18 protein-coding genes are annotated in these 21,125 nt (G+C 72.0%); 11 read left to right on the top strand and 7 right to left on the bottom strand.

What is annotated here, in order from left to right:
- Positions 1–12: 12 nt before the first annotated feature.
- Entirely contained in the window at positions 13–378 is a 366-nt protein-coding gene (locus NOCA_RS07570; protein WP_011754679.1) for a hypothetical protein, read from the bottom strand.
- Between the two features lie 121 nt (positions 379–499).
- Between NOCA_RS07570 and NOCA_RS07575 the strand changes: the two genes are divergently transcribed.
- Genes NOCA_RS07575 through NOCA_RS07590 form a run of 4 tightly spaced genes read left to right on the top strand, consistent with a single transcriptional unit; the run spans position 500 to position 4,207 of the window.
- Entirely contained in the window at positions 500–1,951 is a 1,452-nt protein-coding gene (locus NOCA_RS07575) for a WS/DGAT/MGAT family O-acyltransferase (protein WP_011754680.1), read from the top strand.
- Entirely contained in the window at positions 1,948–2,304 is a 357-nt protein-coding gene (locus NOCA_RS07580) for a DUF6912 family protein (protein ID WP_011754681.1), read from the top strand. Before NOCA_RS07575 ends, NOCA_RS07580 begins: the two co-directional genes overlap by 4 nt.
- Before the next feature lie 45 nt (positions 2,305–2,349).
- Positions 2,350–3,978 (top strand): L-glutamate gamma-semialdehyde dehydrogenase, encoded by a 1,629-nt coding sequence (pruA, locus tag NOCA_RS07585; RefSeq protein ID WP_041546366.1) that lies wholly within the window; start codon positions 2,350–2,352, stop codon positions 3,976–3,978.
- Between the two features lie 10 nt (positions 3,979–3,988).
- Positions 3,989–4,207, top strand: a complete 219-nt coding sequence (locus tag NOCA_RS07590; protein WP_011754683.1) for a hypothetical protein — start codon at positions 3,989–3,991, stop codon at positions 4,205–4,207.
- On the opposite strand, the gene NOCA_RS07595 is transcribed toward NOCA_RS07590, so the two are convergent.
- Together NOCA_RS07595 and NOCA_RS07600 are read right to left on the bottom strand one after the other, a co-directional pair.
- Positions 4,192–4,674, bottom strand: coding sequence for a DUF2505 domain-containing protein (locus NOCA_RS07595; RefSeq protein WP_011754684.1), 483 nt, complete (start codon positions 4,672–4,674; stop codon positions 4,192–4,194). The genes NOCA_RS07590 and NOCA_RS07595 overlap by 16 nt on opposite strands.
- Entirely contained in the window at positions 4,674–5,153 is a 480-nt protein-coding gene (locus tag NOCA_RS07600) for a DUF2505 domain-containing protein (RefSeq protein ID WP_041546367.1), read from the bottom strand. Before NOCA_RS07600 ends, NOCA_RS07595 begins: the two co-directional genes overlap by 1 nt.
- A 118-nt stretch (positions 5,154–5,271) precedes the next feature.
- Between NOCA_RS07600 and NOCA_RS07605 the strand changes: the two genes are divergently transcribed.
- From NOCA_RS07605 to NOCA_RS07630, 6 genes are all read left to right on the top strand, one after another.
- Positions 5,272–6,075, top strand: coding sequence for a tryptophan 2,3-dioxygenase family protein (locus tag NOCA_RS07605; protein ID WP_011754686.1), 804 nt, complete (start codon positions 5,272–5,274; stop codon positions 6,073–6,075).
- The gene (locus NOCA_RS07610) at positions 6,051–11,030 is read left to right on the top strand and encodes an NAD-glutamate dehydrogenase (protein WP_083768092.1); all 4,980 of its coding nucleotides are present in this window, start codon (positions 6,051–6,053) and stop codon (positions 11,028–11,030) included. Before NOCA_RS07605 ends, NOCA_RS07610 begins: the two co-directional genes overlap by 25 nt.
- Positions 11,031–11,089: 59 nt before the next feature.
- Positions 11,090–12,877: an ABC transporter ATP-binding protein gene (locus NOCA_RS07615; RefSeq protein ID WP_011754688.1), complete on the top strand. Its 1,788-nt coding sequence runs from the start codon at positions 11,090–11,092 to the stop codon at positions 12,875–12,877.
- The gene (locus NOCA_RS07620) at positions 12,874–14,733 is read left to right on the top strand and encodes an ABC transporter ATP-binding protein (protein ID WP_011754689.1); all 1,860 of its coding nucleotides are present in this window, start codon (positions 12,874–12,876) and stop codon (positions 14,731–14,733) included. The genes NOCA_RS07615 and NOCA_RS07620 overlap by 4 nt, the downstream gene beginning before the upstream one ends.
- Positions 14,734–14,888: 155 nt before the next feature.
- Positions 14,889–16,289: an amidase gene (locus NOCA_RS07625; RefSeq protein ID WP_011754690.1), complete on the top strand. Its 1,401-nt coding sequence runs from the start codon at positions 14,889–14,891 to the stop codon at positions 16,287–16,289.
- Entirely contained in the window at positions 16,289–16,486 is a 198-nt protein-coding gene (locus NOCA_RS07630; RefSeq protein ID WP_011754691.1) for a hypothetical protein, read from the top strand. Before NOCA_RS07625 ends, NOCA_RS07630 begins: the two co-directional genes overlap by 1 nt.
- Before the next feature lie 137 nt (positions 16,487–16,623).
- On the opposite strand, the gene NOCA_RS07635 is transcribed toward NOCA_RS07630, so the two are convergent.
- Together NOCA_RS07635 and NOCA_RS07640 are read right to left on the bottom strand one after the other, a co-directional pair.
- Positions 16,624–17,511 (bottom strand): alpha/beta fold hydrolase, encoded by an 888-nt coding sequence (locus tag NOCA_RS07635; protein WP_011754692.1) that lies wholly within the window; start codon positions 17,509–17,511, stop codon positions 16,624–16,626.
- A 49-nt stretch (positions 17,512–17,560) separates the two neighbouring features.
- On the bottom strand, positions 17,561–18,151 hold the full coding sequence (locus NOCA_RS07640) for a TetR/AcrR family transcriptional regulator (protein ID WP_011754693.1): 591 nt from the start codon (positions 18,149–18,151) through the stop codon (positions 17,561–17,563).
- 79 nt (positions 18,152–18,230) lie between these two features.
- Between NOCA_RS07640 and NOCA_RS07645 the strand changes: the two genes are divergently transcribed.
- On the top strand, positions 18,231–19,097 hold the full coding sequence (locus NOCA_RS07645) for an SDR family NAD(P)-dependent oxidoreductase (protein WP_197687674.1): 867 nt from the start codon (positions 18,231–18,233) through the stop codon (positions 19,095–19,097).
- 101 nt (positions 19,098–19,198) lie between these two features.
- On the opposite strand, the gene NOCA_RS07650 is transcribed toward NOCA_RS07645, so the two are convergent.
- A complete protein-coding gene (locus NOCA_RS07650; RefSeq protein WP_011754695.1) occupies positions 19,199–19,960 on the bottom strand; it encodes a VOC family protein in 762 nt (253 codons plus the stop codon).
- A gap of 129 nt (positions 19,961–20,089) precedes the next feature.
- On the bottom strand, positions 20,090–21,085 hold the full coding sequence (gene ku, locus NOCA_RS07655) for a non-homologous end joining protein Ku (protein ID WP_011754696.1): 996 nt from the start codon (positions 21,083–21,085) through the stop codon (positions 20,090–20,092).
- Positions 21,086–21,125: the final 40 nt, after the last annotated feature.

The following is a 21,125-nucleotide window of genomic DNA, read 5'->3' on the forward strand; positions in this document are numbered from 1 at the left end:
CTCAGCAGGCCCTCATCGGACCTCGAGCTGGACGATGACCTTCTCGAGGTTGTGCGACTCGACGTCGACCGTGCCCGGCTTGTCGATGCCCTTGATGGTCAGCGTCGACTCGCCGGCCTCGTACTCGAGCTCCTGCTCGGGTGTGGAGTGCACGTGGATCTCGCCCGGGGCGTCCGCGGTCACGTCGAGCTCGACGTCCTGCCCGACGGCGACCTCGACCCGCTCGCCGTTGGGGGTGACGCTCTCGCCCTGGATCGTCACCTCGACGACCTCGGGGCCGGAGTCCGCGCCATCGCTGGGGGAGTCGCTGCCACCGCATGCCGTGAGGGCGGGGAGGGAAGACAGGAGTACGGCCAAGGAGGCCAGCACACGGCGCATCGTCTCGTCCTTCTGCTCGGCCCTGCTGCTGGGGCTGCGTCGACCTCGGTAACGTTCGTCAGGATCGCACGTCGGACCAACGCCCGATGCGCCGCCCCGGCGGTGCGACGAAAGGGACACCATGACCGAGAGGCTCCGTCCGCGTGACGTGGCCATCCTCGCCGAGGAGTCCGCGTCGACGCCGATGCACAACGCGACCGTCGAGATCTTCGAGCCCGGCCAGTCCGGCTTCGACTACGCGCGGCTGGTCCGGCTGGTGCAGGAGCGGATCTCGTTCGTCCCGCGCTACCGCCAGCGGGTCCAGCCGGTGCCGGGCCGCCTCGCCAACCCGGTGTGGGTCGACGACGAGCACTTCGACATCGGCTACCACGTACGCCGCTCCGCGCTGCCCCGGCCGGGCACCCTCGACCAGCTCCGCGACCTGGTGGCGCGGATCGTGTCGCGCCCGCTGGACCGCAGCCGCCCGCTGTGGGAGATGTACTTCGTCGAGGGGCTGGCCGACGGCCAGGTCGCGATCCTCACCAAGTCGCACCAGGTGCTGGTCGACGGCATCGAGACCGTCGACCTGGGCCAGGTGCTGCTCGACAAGTCGCCGGAGCCCAAGGAGCTGGGCGCCGACGGCTGGCGGGCCCGCGCCCGCCCCTCGCCCATCGCGCTGATGGCCGGCGCGGTCCACGACTCGCTGACCGGCCCGGAGACCGTGGCCGAGACGCTGCTCAGCACGACCGGGTCGGTGCTGCGCGGGGCCGCCTCGAGCGCCCGGTCCGCGGGCCGCGTCTTCGACGCGCTCGCGAACCGCAGCGTCGCCGGCGACTCGCCGATCATCGGGCCGCTGTCGCAGCAGCGCCGGATCGTCGCGGTGCGCACCGACCTCGCCGACTACCGTAAGGTCCGCGAGGCGCACGGCGGCACCGTGAACGACGTCGTGCTCGCGACCGTCACCGGCGCGCTGCGAGCCTGGCTGATGACCCGCGGGGAGTCGATGCGCGGGATCCGGCAGATCAGAGCCGTCGTCCCGGTCTCGGTGATCGACGAGGAGCTCGAGGCGACCTCGCTCGGGAGCCAGATCGCCGCCCACTTCGTCGACCTGCCGGTGTGGGAGGCCAGCCCGGTGGTGCGCCTCCACCAGGTCTCGTACTCCTTCCAGGCGCACAAGGAGACCGGTCGCGCGGTCGGGGCCAGCCGGCTGGCCAGCATGTCCGGCTTCGCGCCGGCGACCTTCCACGCGATCGGCTCCCGCGTCGCCACGGTCGAGCGCCGCCGCGGGTACCAGCTCAGCGTCACCAACGTCCCCGGTCCGCAGGCGCCGCTGTACGCCGCCGGGGCCCGGATGGTCTCGACCTACCCGGTCCCGCCGCTGCTCGAGGGCCACCCGCTGGCGATCGGGGTGACGTCGTACGACGGGCACGTGTACTACGGCCTGACCGCCGATCGCGACCTGCTGCCCGACGCCGACCTCCTCGGCCCGTGCGTCCAGGAGGCGCTCGACGAGCTCGTGGACTCCGCGTCCGGCAGCCGCAGCCGCGCCCCCCGTGGACGCAAGAAGCGGCAGCCCCCCGAGGAGCCGTCGTGACGGTCCGGGCCTACCTGCCGACCACGATCGCCCTGCTCGCCGAGCAGCACGCCCAGGGCGGGTTCGCGGTCACCGACGAGGTCGTCGTGCTCGACGGCGCCGAGGACGACGAGGAGGCGGAGTACGACGCCCTGATGACCGCGGCCGCCGCCTCGGCCGTCCTCGTGGCGGGCCCCGGCCGGCGGGTCGTGGTCGTGGCCGAGCTCGACCGCGAGCCCGAGCCCGGGTGGACGGTTCCGCTCAAGCGGGTCGTGGCGGTGCACGCCGACGCGGAGGACCGCCCCGCCGATGCGGACCCCGACGAGGACCTCGCGTGGTTCGCCACCCAGGAGATCCCGCACCTCCTCGACTGACCGCCGACTCGGTACCGTCGCACCCCGGTGGATACGCTCGCAGGCATGGACGCTGTGACCCACCCCCCGGCTCCGGTCAACGAGCCGAACCTGACCTACGCACCCGGCACTCCCGAGCGGGAGTCGCTGCTGGTCGAGATCGAGCGGCTCGAGAAGAGACAGAAGAGCCTGCGGGCCTACATCGGCGGGCGGTGGAAGGCCGGGGGCGGCGCGGAGGTCGCGGTGGTGCAGCCGCACGACCACCAGCACGTGCTCGGGGTGCTGAAGAACGCCACCCAGGCCGACGCGCGGGCGGCGGTGAAGGCTGCGGGCGAGGCGGCGCCACAGTGGCGGGCGATGGACTTCGACGACCGGGCAGCCATCCTGCTCAAGGCCGCGGAGCTCCTGGCCGGGCCGTGGCGCCAGCGGCTGAACGCCGCGACGGTGCTGGGGCAGTCCAAGACGCCGTTCCAGGCGGAGATCGACGCGGCGTGCGAGCTGATCGACTTCTGGCGCTACAACGTGCACTACGCGCGGGAGATCCTGGCCGACCAGCCGATCGCGAACAGCCGGGGGATCTGGAACCGGACCGACCACCGGCCCCTGGAGGGGTTCGTCTACGCGATCACGCCGTTCAACTTCACCGCGATCGCGGGCAACCTGCCCACGGCGCCGGCGTTGATGGGCAACACGGTGATCTGGAAGCCCTCGCCGACCCAGCAGCTGGCCGCGTCGTTGACCATGGAGCTGCTCGAGGAGGCCGGCCTGCCGCCCGGCGTGATCAACATGCTTCCCGGCGACGGCATCGACGTCTCCGCGGTGGCGCTGGCCCACCCGGACCTGGCCGGGATCCACTTCACCGGCTCCACCCCGACCTTCCAGCACCTGTGGCGCGAGGTCGGCAACAACATCGAGAACTACCGGTCCTACCCGCGGATCGTGGGGGAGACCGGCGGCAAGGACTTCATCGTCGCCCATGCCTCGGCCGACCCCGACGTGCTGCGCACCGCGATGATCCGCGGCGCCTTCGAGTTCCAGGGTCAGAAGTGCTCGGCCGCCTCTCGCGCGTACGTCGCCCGGTCGGTGTGGACCAGGATGAAGGACTCCTTCCTCGCCGAGATCGAGTCGATCACCGTCGGGGACCCCACCGACTTCTCCAACTTCATGGGCGCGGTCATCGACGAGCGAGCCTTCGCCAAGCACCGGAAGGCGATCGAGCGGGCCAAGCGGTCCCGCAAGCTCGACATCGTGGTGGGTGGCACCCTCGACGACTCGGCCGGCTGGTTCGTGGACCCGACCGTGGTCGAGGGCGGGGACCCGACCGACGAGATGTTCACGACCGAGTACTTCGGCCCGATCCTCGCGGTGCATGTCTTCGAGGACGGCGACTTCGAGAAGGTCGTTCGGGGCATGGAGTCGATCGCCCCTTACGCGCTGACCGGGTCCGTCATCGCCCAGGACCGCCGCGCGATCGCCTGGGCCCAGGACGAGCTCCGCTTCGCCGCCGGCAACTTCTACATCAACGACAAGCCCACTGGCGCCGTCGTGGGCCAACAGCCCTTCGGGGGTGGCCGCGCGTCCGGCACCAACGACAAGGCCGGCGCGGCGGTCAACCTCCTGCGCTGGACGTCGCCGCGCTCGATCAAGGAGACTTTCGTTCCGCCGACCGACTACCGCTACCCCTACTTGGGCTGAGGATGGGCTGATGATCCCGTTGCACCTGGGTGCCCTGCACCCGGTCGAGCAGGCGCTCACGCTCATCCTGGCGTTCGGCCCGTTCGCGCTGCTCGGCCTGGTGGCCTGGCTGCGGCGGCGCGCCGACCGTCGCGAGGACGCCCGGACCGAGAGCACCGCGACCAGCCAGACCGACAGTCGCGTCGGCAGTCACGCCGGCAGTCACGCCGGCGGTCACGCCGACAGGTAGCGGGCGCCGACCTTCTCCTCGGCCACCAGGGCCTTGCGGAGCAGGTCGGAGACCAGCCCCTCGATCTTGCCGCCGACCAGCGGCAGGTTCACCCGGATCTCCACGTCGACCGTCTCGACGGTGGTCCCGCCGGACTCCACGAGGGTGATGGTGCCGTCCATGTGCCCCGGCTTGCCCGGGATCGTGACGTGCAGCTCGGCGGTATCGGGGGCGGACCAGTCCTCGCGCTGCACGATCCGGATCTCGTCGCCGACGAACTTCTTCGCGAACGACGGGATCCCCGCGGCCGGCTGAACCTGCTCGATCAGGACGGTCATCGCGTCGCCGGACCGGTCGATCTCGACGTCGGCGCTGACGACCCGTTGGTACTCGCAGACCCCCTCCCGGAAGCGGGGGTCGGCGAGCATCTCGACGACCTGCGCCAGGGGCGCGGCGTAGGTCATCTGGTGGGTGAGACGGCGCGACATCAGCGGCCCGCGAGGTACTCGACGCCGACGCCGTGCTCGGCGTCCATCCCGGCGGTGACCTTGTCGGCGAGCAGGTGCTCGAGCTTGCCGCCGATGAGCGGGAGCTTGACCTTTATCTCGAGCTCCACGATCTCGACGGTCCCGGAGCCCTCGGGGCGCAACGTGATCGTGCCCTTGAGCGTGGACGGCTTGCCGGGGGTGTCGATCTGCAGGGTGCCGCCGGTCGTGTCCGTCCAGGTCTCGCGCTGGATCGCGCGGGTCGACGCACCTGCGAAGGTGCGCGCGAACGACGGTAGGTCGTCCGTGCGCTGCTCCTGGTCGACGCTCAGCGTGAAGCCGTTGCCGTCGCGCTCGAGGGTCACCTCGGCCGAGATCACGTCCTGGGCCGCGCAGGCGGCCTCGCGGAACGCGGCGTCGGCCAGCATCTCGAAGACCGCGGCCGGCGCGGCGTCGTAGTGGAGCTCGTGTCGGAACCTCATGCCCCACATCATGCCCGCGTCTCGCGTGTCGGCTTCGCCGCCACGCAGGCCGCGGAGTCGCTCCCGGGGCGGCCGCACCGCGCGGTGGTACAGGTCGTGGAGCCCTAGGGTCGGGCCTATGAGCGACAACTTCGTGTCCTTCGGTGAGCAGGGCGCCCAGCTCACCTACGGGAGCTACCTGCGACTGCCGCAGCTGCTGGAGGCCCAGCACCTGGAGTCGGACCCACCCGCGCACGACGAGCTGCTGTTCATCACGATCCACCAGGTCTACGAGCTGTGGTTCAAGCAGCTGCTGCACGAGGTCTCCGCCGCGCGCGATGCGATGCTCGGGGGCGAGGCCGGCGGCCGGCTGTGGTGGGCCCAGCACCTGCTCACGCGGGTGCACGTCATCGAGCGGGTGCTGGTCCAGCAGATCGACGTCCTGGAGACGATGACGCCCCAGGAGTTCCTGGAGTTCCGGCAACGGCTCGCTCCGGCCAGCGGGTTCCAGTCGGTGCAGTTCCGCGAGCTGGAGTTCCTCTCCGGCGCGAAGGACCCGGCGTACCTCGAGCGGTTCCGGGGGATCACCCCTGCCGAGAAGGCGCGGCTCGACGCGCGGCTGTCGGAGCCGACGCTCTGGGACGCGTTCCTCGCGATGCTGCGCTCCTTCGGCTTCGCCGCCGACTCCGACGCCGAGGTCTCCGCGGCGCTGCGCACCGCCGCCCACGACCGGACCCGGTACGCCGTGGTGTGGGCCCTGTCCGAGGGATTGCTCCAGCACGACGAGCTCGCCGCCAACTGGCGCGCCCGGCACGTCGTCATGGTCGAGCGGATGATCGGCAGCAAGTCCGGGACCGGCGGGTCGAGCGGCTCGTCGTACCTCCGCTCCCGGCTGCCGGTCCAGTACTACCCGCTCCTATGGGGACTGCGCAGCGAGCTGTAGGAGCCCCGAAACGCCGACTCGGCGGGGCGGTGTTGGTGGACGGACGACGGCGTCCTAATGTCGGACCCGTGTCAACGACGACGCGTGAGCAGGACCTGTCCGAGCTGCTGTCCGAAGCCGCTGCCCTCGCCCGCAAGGGCAAGGGGACGGGCAGCCCGCCGCACGACGCCATCGACGACCTGATCCGGGCCTACTACCGCCACGTCGCCCCCGAGGACGTGTGCGAGCGCTCCGCCGTCGACGTGTACGGCGCGTTCGCGTCGCACTACCGGCTGGCCGCCGAGCGACCCCAGGGCACCGCTCGGGTCCGGGTGTTCACGCCGACGCCCGGCGACCAGGGCTGGTCCGCCGCGGGGCACTCGGTCGTCGAGGTCGTCGTCGACGACATGCCGTTCCTCGTCGACTCGCTGACCATGGAGCTCTCGCGGCAGATGCGCGACGTGCATCTGGTCGTCCACCCGCTCTTCGACGTGGTCCGCGACATCACCGGCCAGCTGCGCGAGGTCAACCCGGGCGCCGACGCGACCGACTCCGACGAGACCGGCCGCGAGCTCGGCCGGGAGTCGTGGATGCACGTCGAGATCGACCGGATCCCCGAGGGCGAGGACCACGGTCGGATCGAGGAGTCGATCCAGCGGGTGCTGCGCGACGTGCGCGAGTCGGTCGAGGACTGGTCGAAGATGCACGCCCAGGTCGCCGACATCGTCCACGAGCTGACCGTCGAGCCGCCGGACGGTGTCGACGCCGAGGAGGTCCGTGAGGCGCGGGACCTGCTCCAGTGGCTCGCTGAGGACCACTTCACGTTCCTCGGCTACCGCGAGTACCACCTCGAGCGGCAGGACGACGGCGAGCACCTGCGCGGCGTCCCGGGCACCGGGCTCGGCATCCTGCGTGCCGACCAGGACATGGCGACGTCCTCGGGCAAGCTGCCGGCCCAGGCCGCGGCGAAGGCGCGCGAGAAGACCGTGCTCGTGCTCACCAAGGCGAACTCGCGATCGACCGTGCACCGCCCGGCGTACCTCGACTACGTCGGCGTGAAGAAGTTCGAGAACGGTGAGGTGGTCGGCGAGCGACGGTTCCTCGGCCTGTTCTCCAGCGCGGCCTACACCGAGTCCCTCACCCGCATCCCGTTGCTCCGCGACCGTGCGACGGCCGTCCTCAAGCGCATCGGCTTCTCGCCGCACAGCCACGACGGCAAGGCGCTGATGGACACCCTCGAGACCTACCCGCGCGACGAGCTGTTCCACACCAGCGTCGACGAGCTGGCCCCGATGGCCCAGGCCGCCATGCACGCGCGCGAGCGCCGCCAGCTGAAGATGTTCATCCGGCGTGACACCTACGGGCGCTACGTGTCGGTGCTCGTCTACCTGCCCCGCGACCGTTACAACACCGCGGTCCGGGAGCGGTTCTCCGAGATCCTCCGGGAGAGCCTGGGCGGCGACACCGTCGAGTTCACCGTCCGGCTCACCGAGTCGACGACGGCCCGGGTGCACTTCGTCGTGCACCCGCCCAAGGGCTCGGCGATCCACGAGGTCGACTCCGCCGACCTCGAGCGGCGCCTGCTCGAGGCGTCCCGGTCGTGGCGCGACGACTTCGCCTCCGCGGTGCTCGCCGAGTACGGCGAGGAGGACGGCGCGCGGCTGGCCCGCCGCTACCTCGACTCGTTCCCGGAGGCCTACAAGGAGGACTTCCCGGCCCGGATCGGGGCGCTGGACCTGGGCCGGCTCGAGGCGGTGCGGGTCGGCGAGAACGGCGCCGGGCTCGACCTGTCGCTCCACCAGGACCTCGACGCGGGCCAGGGCGAGGCCCGGCTCAAGGTGTACCGGATCGGACCCCCGCTGTCGCTCTCGGAGGTCCTCCCGATGTTGTCCTCGATGGGGGTCGAGGTCGTCGACGAGCGGCCCTACGACCTCGACGGCCTCGAACGGCCGACCTACATCTACGAGTTCGGCCTGCGCTACGAGCGGGCCCTGCCGGACGACTCCCGTGAGCTGTTCGAGGACGCGATCCGCGCCGTGTGGGGCGGGCACAACGAGATCGACGGCTTCAACTCGCTGATCCTCGGGGCCGGCCTCACCTGGCGGCAGGCGACGGTGCTGCGCGCCTACGCCAAGTACATGCGCCAGGGGAACTCGCCGTTCGCGCTGGACTACATCCACGACGCGCTGAGCAACAACGTCGACATCACCCGGCTGCTGGTGCTGCTCTTCGAGATCCGGTTCGACCCGACGGCCGACCACACCCGGGCCGCGAAGATCGAGGAGCGGATCACTCGCGCCCTCGACGACGTCGCGAGCCTCGACCACGACCGGATCCTGCGCTCCTACCTCGCGCACATCCGGGGCACGCTGCGCACCAACTACTTCCAGGCGTCTCGCGACGGCGGGGTGCGCTCCTACATCTCGTTCAAGCTCGACCCGTCGGGGATCCCAGACCTCCCGGAGCCGCGGCCGCGCTTCGAGATCTTCGTGTACTCACCGCGCGTCGAGGGCGTGCACCTGCGCTTCGGCGCGGTCGCCCGCGGTGGCCTGCGCTGGTCGGACCGTCGCGACGACTTCCGCACCGAGGTGCTGGGCCTGGTGAAGGCGCAGATGGTGAAGAACACCGTGATCGTGCCGGTCGGCGCGAAGGGCGGGTTCTTCTGCAAGCAGCTCCCCGACCCCGGCGACCGGGACGCGTGGCTGGCCGAGGGCATCGCCTGCTACAAGACGTTCATCTCCGGGCTGCTCGACATCACCGACAACCTGGTCGACGGGGAGACGGTGCCGCCGGAGCAGGTGGTGCGCCACGACGGCGACGACTCCTACCTGGTGGTGGCCGCCGACAAGGGCACCGCGGCGTTCTCCGACATCGCGAACGGCGTCGCCAAGGACTACGGCTTCTGGCTCGGCGACGCGTTCGCCAGCGGCGGCTCGGTCGGCTACGACCACAAGGGCATGGGCATCACCGCCCGGGGCGCGTGGGTCGCGGTCCAGCGGCACTTCCGGGAGCGCGGCGTCGACTGCCAGACCGAGGACTTCACCTGCGTCGGCATCGGCGACATGTCCGGCGACGTGTTCGGCAACGGCATGCTCCGCTCCGAGCACACCCGCCTGGTCGCGGCCTTCGACCACCGCGACATCTTCTTGGACCCGAGCCCGGACGCGGCCGCGTCGTACGCCGAGCGCAAGCGGCTCTTCGAGCTGCCCCGCTCGAGCTGGCAGGACTACGACCACGCGCTGATCTCCGAGGGTGGCGGCGTCTACTCGCGGTCGCTGAAGAAAATCCAGCTCAACGACCCGGTGCGCTCGGCGCTCGGCATCGCGAGCGACGTGGAGTCGATGACGCCGGCCGAGCTGATGCGCGCCATCCTGCTCGCCCCGGTCGACCTGCTCTGGAACGGTGGCATCGGCACCTACGTGAAGTCCTCGGAGGAGACCAACGCCGCCGCCGGGGACAAGGCGAACGACGGCATCCGCGTCGACGGCCGCGACCTGCGGGCCCGCTGCGTCGGCGAGGGCGGCAACCTGGGCTTCACCCAGCTGGGCCGCGTCGAGTACGCCCTCGAGGGCGGGCCCGCAACCGCCGACTCCGGGCACGGCGGCCGGATCAACACCGACTTCATCGACAACTCCGCCGGGGTCGACACGTCCGACCACGAGGTGAACCTGAAGATCCTGCTCGACCGGGTGGTCAAGAACGGCGACCTCACCGAGAAGCAGCGCAACGCCCTCCTGGCCGAGATGACCGACGAGGTCGCCGACCTCGTGCTGCGCGACAACTACGAGCAGAACCTCGCCCTGGCGAACGCGGCGGCGAACGCCGGCTCGATGCTGCACGTCCACGAGGAGTGGGTCCGCAGGCTCGAGCGCGACGGCTTCATCAACCGGGAGCTCGAGGGGCTGCCCACCAGCCGGGAGGTGCGTCGTCGGCTCGACCGCGGTGCGGGCCTCACCACACCGGAGATGTCGGTGCTGCTCGCCTGGACGAAGATCGCGCTGGCCGAGGAGCTGCTGGTCTCGGACCTGCCCGACGACCCCTACCTCGACCTGGACCTCCGCGCCTACTTCCCGCAGCCGGTCCAGGACGGCTTCGGGCCGCAGATCCACGAGCACCCCCTGCGACGCGAGATCATCGTGACCCAGGTCGTCAACGACATCGTGAACGGCGCCGGCATCACGTTCTGGCCGCGGCTGTCCGGGGAGACCGGCGCCACCGGCGCCGAGCTGACCCGCGCGAACTTCGTGGCCCGGGAGATCTTCGGCTCGCTGCCGCTGCGCGACGACCTGCGGACCCTCGACAACCAGCTCGACGCCGCGGTGCAGACCCGGATGCGGCTGGAGATGCGCACGCTCGTCGAGCGGGCCTCGCGGTGGCTGGTCAACAACCGGCGGCCGCCGCTGGACAGCCAGGGGACCGTGGACCAGTTCTCCGGGCCGGTCCAGCGGGTGATGGCCGAGCTGCCGGACCTGATGACCGGCCGCGAGCTCGCGGCGTACCAGGACCGGTGCGAGCGACTGGAGGGCGAGGGCGTCCCGTCCGACCTGGCCAGCCGGGTCGCGGTGCTCCCACCCGCCTACGTGCTGCTCGGGATCGTGGAGGTCGCAGCCCGCGAGGAGCTGGACCCGGCCGACGTCGCCCGGGTGCACTTCGCGCTCGGGGAGCGGCTCGGCCTGGCCGCGCTCGTCCAGCGGATCCTGGGGCTGCCGCGCGACGACCGGTGGCAGACGATGGCCCGGGCGGCGCTGCGCGACGACCTGCACGACGTGCACACCCAGCTCACCGCGCAGGTGCTGGCGACGACCTCCGCCGATGACCCGGCCCCGGTCCGGATCGCCGCCTGGGAGGACGCCGACGGCGTCCTCGTCCCGCGGGCGGCCGCCACCCTCGAGGAGATCTGCGCCGACGACGCGGCCGACCTGGCCCGGCTCTCGGTCGGGCTGCGCGTCGTCCGCGGACTGCTCGGGACGAGTTGACCCGGTCCGCCGATAACCCGTCGCCCGGTGTCGGCGGGCCGACCTAGGATCGAGCAACGATGCGCGACCCTCTCGGCCCCTCGCCCGACCAGGACCCACCCGCCGGCGTGCACTCGCTCTGGCGGCTGCGCGGGTACCTACGCCCGCACGCGCTGTCGATGTCGATCATGCTGCTCGCCTCGCTCGGCGGGGTCGGGCTCTCGATCGCGATCCCGCTGGTCACCAAGGCCCTCATCGACGGCCCGATCACCCACCACGAGCTCCGCGGGCTGATCGGCCTCGGGCTGCTCGCGCTCGCCCTCGGGGTGCTCGAGGCGGTGCTGGTGTGGTGGCGCCGCTGGGTCCAGTCGGCCACCGTGCTCGACCTGGAGACGGCCCTGCGCGGCGACCTCTACGACCACCTCCAGCAGCTGCCGATGAGCTTCCACAGCCGTTGGCAGTCCGGCCAGCTGCTCTCGCGGGCCACGACCGACCTGTCCGCGATCCGCCGGTTCAGCGGCTTCGGGCTGATCTTCCTGATCACCAACGTGCTGCAGCTGGGCGTCGTGACCGTCGTGCTGCTGGAGATGTACTGGCCGCTCGGCCTGGTCGTCGCCGCGACCGCGGCGCCGATCGTGTGGCTCTCGATGCGCTTCGAGCGGTCCTACGTGCTGGTCTCCCGCCGGGTCCAGGACGAGCAGGGCGACCTCGCGACCCTGGCGGAGGAGGGCGCGGTCGGCATCCGCGTGATCAAGTCCTTCGGGCGCAGCGAGCACGTGTCCGCGCAGTACGAAGCCGCCGCCCGCACCCTCCACGCGACCAGCATGGACAAGGTCCGCCTGTCGGCGAAGTTCTGGACCTTCCTCGAGGTGATCCCCAACCTGGCGGTGGTCGTGGTGCTGCTGCTCGGCTCGATCGGCGTCGGCAAGGGCTACCTGACCCCCGGCGAGCTGGTCGCGTTCATCACCCTGATGCTCTCGCTGGTGTGGCCGGTCGCCTCCCTCGGCGTCATCCTCGCGATGGCCCAGGAGGCGATGACCGCGGCCGCCCGGATCCTGGAGATCTTCGACACCGCACCGGCCATCGTGACCGGCACCCGTGAGATCGAGCGGCCCCGCGGCCACGTGCGCTTCGAGCACGTCGACTTCGCGTTCCCCGACGCGCCCGGTGAGCTGGTGCTGCGCGACGTCAACCTCGACATCGCGCCGGGGGAGACCGTCGCGCTGGTCGGCGCGACCGGGTCCGGCAAGACCATCCTCACGGCGCTCGTGCCGAGGCTGTACGACGTCACCGCCGGCCGGGTCACCATCGACGGCGTCGACGTCCGCGAGCTGCGCCTGAGCCACCTGCGCCAGCTCGTCGCGACCGCCTTCGAGGAGCCGACGCTGTTCTCGATGAGCGCCCGGGAGAACCTCACCCTGGGCCGCGCCGACGCCACCGAGGAGGAGATCGAGTCCGCGCTCGAGGTCAGCCAGGCCGGGTTCGCCCGGGACCTGCCGTGGGCCCTGGACACCCGGATCGGCGAGCAGGGGATGGCGCTGTCCGGCGGCCAGCGCCAGCGCCTCGCCCTGGCCCGGGCGGTGCTCGCCCGTCCTCGGGTCCTCGTCCTCGACGACACACTCTCGGCGCTCGACGTGCACACCGAGCGGCTGGTCGAGGAGTCCCTGCGCCGGGTGCTCGCGGACACCACCGGCCTGGTGGTCGCCCACCGCGCCTCGACGGTGCTGCTCGCCGACTGGGTGGCGTTGATCCAGGACGGCACCGTCACCCACGTCGGCGATCACCGTGAGCTGCTCGCCACCGTGCCGGCCTACCAGGAGCTCCTGGCCGCCGAGGCCCTCGACGACACCGAGGGTGGTGCGGCATGACGACCGGCCCCGGGAGCAACACCGACGACGACACCGACGTCCGGCGCTGGCGGGGCGTGGCCGAGGTCGACGCCGACGAGGCGGCGGAGCGGATGACCGCCGGTCGGCTCGGGGGTGGCTCCGGACGGCTGCTGCGCGAGCTGCTGGCGCCGTACCGCCGCGCCATCCAGGCCCTCGTGCTGATCGTGGTGGTCGAGAACGCCGCGCGGCTCTCGATCCCCTACCTGGTCAAGGAGGGCATCGACACCGGCATCCCGCCGATCCAGGAGTCCGGCGACCTCGAGCCCCTGTTCCTCGTCGTCGGGGCGGTGCTCGTCGCCACGCTGGTGCAGGCCCTCTCGCGCAACCTGTTCCTCGTGCGCTCGGGCCGGATCGGCCAGGACGTGCTCTTCGAGGTGCGCCGCCGGGTCTTCCGTCACTTCCAGGTGCTCAGCCCGGCGTTCCACGACGGCTACACCTCCGGGCGGGTGATCTCGCGGCAGACCTCCGACGTGGACGCCATCTACGAGATGCTCGAGACCGGCTTCGACGGCCTGGTCACCGCCGCGCTCACCCTGGTCGGCACGGCCGGCATCCTGTTGCTCCTCGACGTCAAGCTCGGACTGGTCGCGCTGCTGTGCGGCCCGTTCCTCGCCTGGTTGACGAACTGGTTCCGCAAGGAGTCGGCGCGCAGCTACCAGGTCACCCGCGAGAAGGTCGCGCTGGTCATCGTCCACTTCGTCGAGTCGATGGGCGGCATCCGCGCGGTCCAGGCCTTCCGCCGCGAGCCACGCAACCAGGAGATCTTCGACGACGTCAACGACCAGTACCGCGCCGCCAACCTGGTGGCGTTCCGGCTGGTCGCCTGGTTCATGCCCGGCATCCGCCTGATCGGCAACGTCACCATCGCGCTGGTGCTGCTCTACGGCGGCTACCGCGCCTACCAGGGCGAGGTCACCGTCGGCGTGCTCGCCGCGTTCCTGCTGTACCTGCGGCAGTTCTTCGAGCCGATGATGGAGATCTCGCAGTTCTACAACACCTTCCAGTCCGCGTCGGCCGCGCTCGACAAGCTCGCCGGCGTGCTGGACCAGGAGCCCGGCGTACCCGAACCGCAGCGTCCGCGCGACCTGCCGGAGGCCCGCGGCGAGCTGCGCTTCGAGCACGTCGGCTTCGCGTACGTCGAGGGCCGGCCGGTGCTGCCCGACCTCGACCTCACCGTGCCCGCCGGGCAGACCCTCGCGCTGGTCGGCACCACCGGCGCCGGCAAGACCACCCTCGCCAAGCTGGCCACGCGCTTCTACGACCCCACCTCGGGGCGGGTGCTGCTCGACGGCGTCGACCTGCGCGAGCTGGCCTCGGACACGCTGCGCGACCGGGTCGTGATGGTCACCCAGGAGAACTACCTGTTCTCGGGCAGCGTCGCCGACAACATCCGCTTCGGCCGCCCGACGGCCACCCGGGAGGAGGTGGTCGCCGCGGCGCGGGCGCTGGGTGCCGACGACTTCATCCGGACGCTGCCCGCGGGCTACGACACCGACGTCAGCAACCGCGGCGGCCGGCTCAGCGCCGGCCAGCGCCAGCTGGTGGCGTTCGCCCGGGCGTTCCTCGCCGACCCCGCGGTGCTGATCCTCGACGAGGCGACCTCCTCGCTGGACATCCCGAGCGAGCGCCTGGTCCAGCGGGCGCTGCGCACCGTCCTCGCCGGCCGCACCGCCGTGATCATCGCCCACCGGCTCTCGACCGTGGAGATCGCCGATCGGGTGATCGTCATGGAGCACGGCCGGATCGTCGAGGACGGCTCGCCCGCGGAGCTGGTCGCCGGCGGGTCGGGCCGCTTCTCCGACCTCCACCGCGCCTGGCTCGACTCGCTCGCGTGACCGTCCGGCCCTCTGCCGCGGCTCCCGAAATGCTGTCGTTTGGTCACCAACGGCGGGACCTGGATGGGGCGAGGTCCCGCCGTTGGTGACCAAACCACAAGGTTTCCGGACCACCGAGCCGCGCGATCGGCCCCGCCAGCCCATAGCCTGGGCGCATGACCGATCTCTCCCGAGCCGGGGTGGCCGAGACCGCACGACTGGTCGCGGGGGGTGAGGCCTCGGCGCGCGGCGTGGTCGAGCACGCCCTGGCCCGTATGGAGGAGCGCGACCGCGGGCTGAACGCCATCTCCCAGCTCCTGGTCGACGCGGCGATCGCGGAGGCGCAGGCGCGCGACGAGGCGCTGGTCGCCGGCGGTCCGATCGGCCCGCTGCACGGCGTACCGGTCGTGATCAAGGAGGAGATCGACGTCGCCGGCACGGTGACCACGTTCGGCGGCGAGGCCAACTCGACGCCGGCCGACGCGGACGCCGAGGTGGTACGCCGACTCCGCGCGGCCGGTGCGGTGATCGTCGCCAAGACGACCATGCCGGAGTTCGGGGCGTTCCCGTTCACCGAGTCCGCCTCACGCGGTGTGACCCGCAACCCCTGGGACCCGAGCCGCACCCCGGGCGGCTCCAGCGGAGGGACCGCCGTGGCGGTCTCGGCCGGAATGGTGCCGGCCGGCATGGGTGGGGACGGCGGCGGCTCGATCCGGATCCCGAGCGCCAGCTGCGGGCTGTTCGGGCTCAAGCCCCAGCGCGGCCGGGTGACCACCGCCCCGCACCCGCACCTGTGGTGGGCGCTGGGCACCGCCGGGCCGCTGACCCGCAGCGTGCTCGACAGCGCGCTGGTCTACGACGCGATCCGCGGCAACGTCGCCGGCGACCTCTACACCGCCGGCGGCGACGAGCCGTTCGTGGCGGCCGCCGGCCGCGAGCCGGGGCGGCTGCGGATCGGCTGGTCGGTCAAGCCGGTGACCCTGGGCGTGCGCCCCGACCCGGTGCACGTCCGCGCGGTCGAGGACACCGCCCGGCTGCTGACCGACCTGGGCCACGACGTCCGGGAGGTCGACCCGCGCTACCCGGACCCGACGGCCGCGTTCGTGCCGCAGTTCTTCGCCGGCATCCGCACCGAGGCCGACCAGGTCGAGCACTTCGAGCGGCTCGAGCGCCGCACCCGCGAGACCTACCGGCTCGGGTCCTGGGTGACGCCCAAGGTCATCGACCGCGCGCTCCGCACGACCGAGCAGGTCGCCGCCAAGGCGAACCGGGTCTTCGAGGACGTCGACGTGCTGCTCACCCCGGCGATCGCGCACCGGCCGCCCCGCGTCGGCCGCCTCGACGGCGTCGGCACCGTGCGCGCCTCGCTGCGGGCGATGCCCTCGATCGCCTACGCCGCGCTCTGGAACGTGGCCGGCAACCCGGCTGCGTCGGTGCCCTGCGGCCTCGCTGCGGACGGCCTCCCGGTCGCCGTGCAGCTGGTCGGCCGTACCGACGACGAGGCGACCTTGTTCTCCCTCTCCGCGCAGCTCGAGGCCGCCCGGCCGTGGCCGCTGCTCGCGGGCGACCCCGCCTGATGCCGGCGATCGCGGTCGCCGACCTCACCATGACGTACGGCGAGCTGCGGGCGGTCGACGGCGTCAGGCTCCAGGTCGGCGAGGGCGAGTTCTTCGGCATCCTCGGCCGCGGCCCTGCCCCGATGGGCATCCTCGCGGCGTTCGCGGTTGTGGTCACCCTCGTCGCCGCCCGGCTGTTCTGCTGGGAGACCACCTGAGGCGAGCGGCGTGCCCTTGGTCGGTTTCCCCGGTGAACCGGGGAAACCGGAACTGTTGGGCCGAAGTTTCGGGCCAGAAGTTCCAACTTCCCCGGTGAACCGGGGAAACCGGAACCGGCGCTGAGCCCAGGGGCGGCTCAGGAGGCGAGCTCGTCACGGGCATCGGCCACCTCGTCGGCCACGAACCGCACCACGCTCGCGACGACGTCAGGATCGGCCAGCACCCGGCTGTGGCCCAGGCCGCGGGTCTCCAGGTACGTCGCGCCCGGCCAGCCGGCGGCGAGCTCGCGGGCGAGACCGGTGCCGACGCTGCGGTCGTCGCGGTCCTGCACGACCAGCGCCTCGGGCAGGCCCGGACGCTCGGCGAGCAGCAGCGTCTGGAGCTCGTCGGGGCGGTAGCCCGTCCGCTCCTCGACCAGCCGCTCGGTGTGCCGCTGGACCCGGTCGCCGAAGCCGAGGAGCCGGCGGAAGTACGCCGTGAACCCCGGGACGCCGTCCACGGGCGCGACGAGCACCACCCGTTCGGCGGTGAACCAGCCGTCCCGCAGGGCGAGGAGCAGGGAGAGCGTGCCGAGCGAGTGGGCCACGACCGCCCGCGCCGGGCCGAACTCCGCGACCACGGCGTCCAGGGCCTGGGCGAGCTCGACCGCGTCGGTCGTCTCCGGACCGTGCCGGCCCGCGTCCGAGCGGCCGTGGGAGGGCCCGTCGTACGCCACGACCCGGTGCCCGGCGGCGACCAGCGGCTCGACGAAGTGCCGCATCTGGTCGCCGTTGCCGCCCCAGCCGTGCACCAGGTAGACCGGCGGACCCTCGCCCCAGACCTGACCGCGCAGGGTGCGGCCCTGCCAGCGCACCTCGAACGGGGCGCCGGTCGGCGCGACCAGCGGCATGCCGCGCGGGATCCGGAACCAGATCCGGATCACGAGCCGGGCGCCGAGCCCCGGCGCCACCCGGTCGAGCAGCCCGAAGCCAATCCGGATAATAGAACGAACGATCGTGCGTTTCTGAGCGCCTGACGATGCCATGGCGGTTCCTCTCGGGGGATGGGGCGGTGGTGGGTCCGGGGCGGTGGGGTCAGCGCGGGCGGGCCGACTCGACGAGCCGCTCGAAGGCGGTGCGGGCGCGGTCGGTGGCGTCGGGGACGCGCAGCATCCGGCAGCTGTGGTGGTGGGTGAGCATGATCCCTTCGAGCTCGAAGGCGAACTGCTCGAGGTCGAGGTCGGCGGCGAAGTCGCCCTCGGCGACCGCCGTGGCCACGATCGTCATCACGGACTCGGCCTTGTCACGCTCCGAGCGGAGCAGCTCCTCGCGGACCGGGCCGTCCTGGTCGTCGAACTCGCTCACGGCGTCGACGAACAGGCAGCCACCGGCGAGGCCGCCCTGCTGCCAGGCCAGCCAGTGCTCGAAGAGCGCGCGGACCCGCTGCTCTCCGCGGGGGGTGGCGACGGTGGGCCGCAGCACCCGGTCGACGAAGCGCTCCCGGGCGCGGCCCAGGACGCCGATCTGCAGCGTCTCCTTGGAGGAGAAGTGGCCGAACAGGCCGCTCTTGGACAGCCCGGTCTGGGTGGCCAGGGTGCCGATCGTCAGCCCGCCCAGGCCCACGCGGGAGGCCAGGTCGGCCGCCTCGTCGAGGATCGCGGCACGGGTCTCGGTGCCCTTGCTCATGACCCAAGAAAAGCACGACCGTTCGGACGTGTCAACGCCCGCGCGCCTCGTGCGTCCGGCTCCGCTACGGTCCTGGCCCATGGGACTGCTGCTCGCCACGCCGCGGGCGCGCGCCGCCCGGGCGCTGCGCCGACTCGTCCACGACCCGGCCAGCCCGCTCGCCGGGCGCACCGTGCTGGTCACCGGGGCGTCCTCCGGGATCGGGGAGGCGACCGCCCGCGAGGTGGCCCGGGCCGGAGCGACCGTCCTCCTCGTGGCGCGCCGCGCCGAGGAGCTCGAGCGGGTCCGGCAGGAGATCGAGGAGGCCGGCGGCCGGGCCTCGGCGTACCCCTGCGACCTGACCGACGGCGACGCCGTCGACGCGCTGGTCGCGCAGGTGCTGGCCGAGCACGGCGTCGTCGACTACCTGGTCAACAACGCCGGCCGGTCGATCCGGCGGTCACTGGACCTCACCCAGGACCGGTTCCACGACTTCGAGCGCACGATGGCGATCAACTACTTCGGACCCGTGCGCCTCACGATGGGCCTCCTGCCGGCGATGCGCGAGCAGGGCTTCGGACACGTCGTCAACGTGCTCAGCTGGGGCGTGCAGATGAAGGCACCGAAGTTCAGCGCCTACCTCGCCTCGAAGACCGCGCTCGACACGTGGAGCCGGATCGCGGGTCGGGAGACGTACGGCGACGGGGTCACCTTCACCAACATCCGGTTCTCGCTGGTGCGTACCGCGATGTCCGCGCCGACCGAGGCGTACGCCGGGCGCGGCGCCAGCCCCGAGCAGGCCGCCGCGCGGGTGCTGCGCGCGCTGGAGGACCGGCCGGTGACGCTGAACACCCGCGCCGGGGACGTGGGCGAGCTGCTCAACATCCTCGCGCCCCGCCTCAGCGACTGGCTCTACCACCGCTTCGACGCGGTGTTCCCCGACTCCAAGGCCGCCCGCGGCGACTGACGCGACTGCTGTAACGCCGTGTTACCCCTTCCTCCCACCGTGCTGCAGCACGGTCGGTAGGACCGGTAACCGGGCGTTACAGCAAGAAGGGGGCCGGGCGCTCACCCCCGGTTCGGGCCCACGACGCTGAGCTGCACCCCGGCCGGGTCGGCGAGCACGGCCAGCCGGCCGTACGGCGTGTCGTGCGGGCCGCTGTCCGGGAGCAGGCTGCCGCCGAGCTCGACGGCGCGGGCGACGGTGGCGTCGGCGTCCGCGACCTGCACGTAGAACACCCAGGTCGACGGCGCCCCGTCGAAGTGTCCGGTGGCGTCCATGATGCCGGCGAGCGCGTCGTCGTCCCTGCCGAGCGTCGTGTACCGGAACTCCGGGGTGTCGCTCATCTGGTGTGTGGACCAGCCGAACACGTCGCGGTAGAAGGCGACCGCCGCCGGGTAGTCGGTCGTGTGCAGCTCGAACCAGGACGGCGCGCCCACCTCGGCGCGGACGGCGGTGCCCTCGAACGCCAGCGGCTGCCAGACGCCGACCGCGGCCCCGGAGGGGTCGGCGACGACCGCCATGTGGCCGAGGTCGCCCACCTGCATCGGCTCGACGACGACCTGGCCGCCGTGCTGCCGGGCCGAGGCGACCGTGGCCGCGACGTCGGTGCTGCGCAGGTACACCGACCACGTGTCGGGCAGGCCCACCTCGTTGCGCATCAGCCCGGCGACGGGCGCGCCGTCGCGCAGGAACTGCGCGTAGCCGCCGTACTCCGGGCCGCTGCCTTGGACCGTCCAGCCGAACAGCTCGCCGTAGAAGGTGCGGGCGGTGTCGGTGTCGGCCGCGAACAGCTCGATCCAGGTCGGTGCTCCGGGGACGTTGCTCATCGTGGGCTCCTCATGGTCGTGGCGGGCGGGTGCTCACGAGTCCGACCGGGCCGGGCCGGCGTTCTCATCGGCCCGCTCGACGAACGTGATGGAACGCATCGGTGTCCCCTGCGGACAGCCGGCTCCAGGTCAGCTGGCCTTGCGGGCCGGTGCCTTCTTGGCGGCCTTCTTGGCGGGTGCCTTCGTGGCGGCCTTCGTGGCCGCCGACTTCTTGGCGGCGGTCTTCTTCGCGGGTGCCCTCTTTGCCGCCGACTTCTTGGCGGCGGTCTTCTTCGTGGGCTCGGTCTGGTCCTCGGCCTCCTCCTCGGAGTCGTCCCGGGGACCGGCCGCGGTCTCCTCGCCGCGGGCGGACTTCGCGGCGTCCACCGAGCGCTGCAGCGCGGCGAGCAGGTCGACGACCTCGCCGGAGGACTTGGTCGACGTCGGTGTGCGCTTGACCTCGCCGCCCTCGACCTTGGCCTTCACCAGCGCCTCGACCGCCTCGGCATAGTCGTCCTCGAACTCCGCCGGGTCGAAGTCCCCGGCCAGCGTCTCGACCAGCATGTTCGCCATCTTGACCTCGGCCGGCTTGACCTCGCCGGCGTCCACCACGAAGTCCGGGGTGCGGATCTCGTCGGGCCACATCATGGTCTGCAGCACGATCACCTGTCCGTTGTCGGCGTCCTTCACCCGCAGCACGCCGACCGTGGTGCGCTGGCGGAGCGCGACCGTGACGACCGCCATCCGGTCGGCGTCGAGCAGCGCCTGGCGCAGCAGCGCGTAGGGCTTGGCGCCGGACTTCTCCGGCTCGAGGTAGTAGGACTTCTCGAACAGCATCGGGTCGATCTGCTCGGACGGCACGAACTTCTCGACCGCGATCTCGCGCGACGACGTCGACGGCAGCTCGGCCATGTCGTCGTCGGTGAGGACCACCATCTCGCCGTCCTCGGTCTCGTAGCCCTTGGCGATGTCGGCGTAGGCGACCTCCTCGCCGTCCAGCGAGCACACCCGCTGGTACTTGATCCGCCCGCCGTCCTTGGCATGCACCTGCCGGAACGAGACGTCGTGGGACTCCGTCGCGGCGTACAGCTTCACGGGCACGCTGACGAGCCCGAACGACACCGCGCCCTTCCAGATCGCACGCATCCGCATCCTCCTCCAAGGGGTGGTGCCCAGTGTGACTCAT

It is taken from the genome of Nocardioides sp. JS614, from assembly GCF_000015265.1.
GTDB lineage: Bacteria > Actinomycetota > Actinomycetes > Propionibacteriales > Nocardioidaceae > Nocardioides.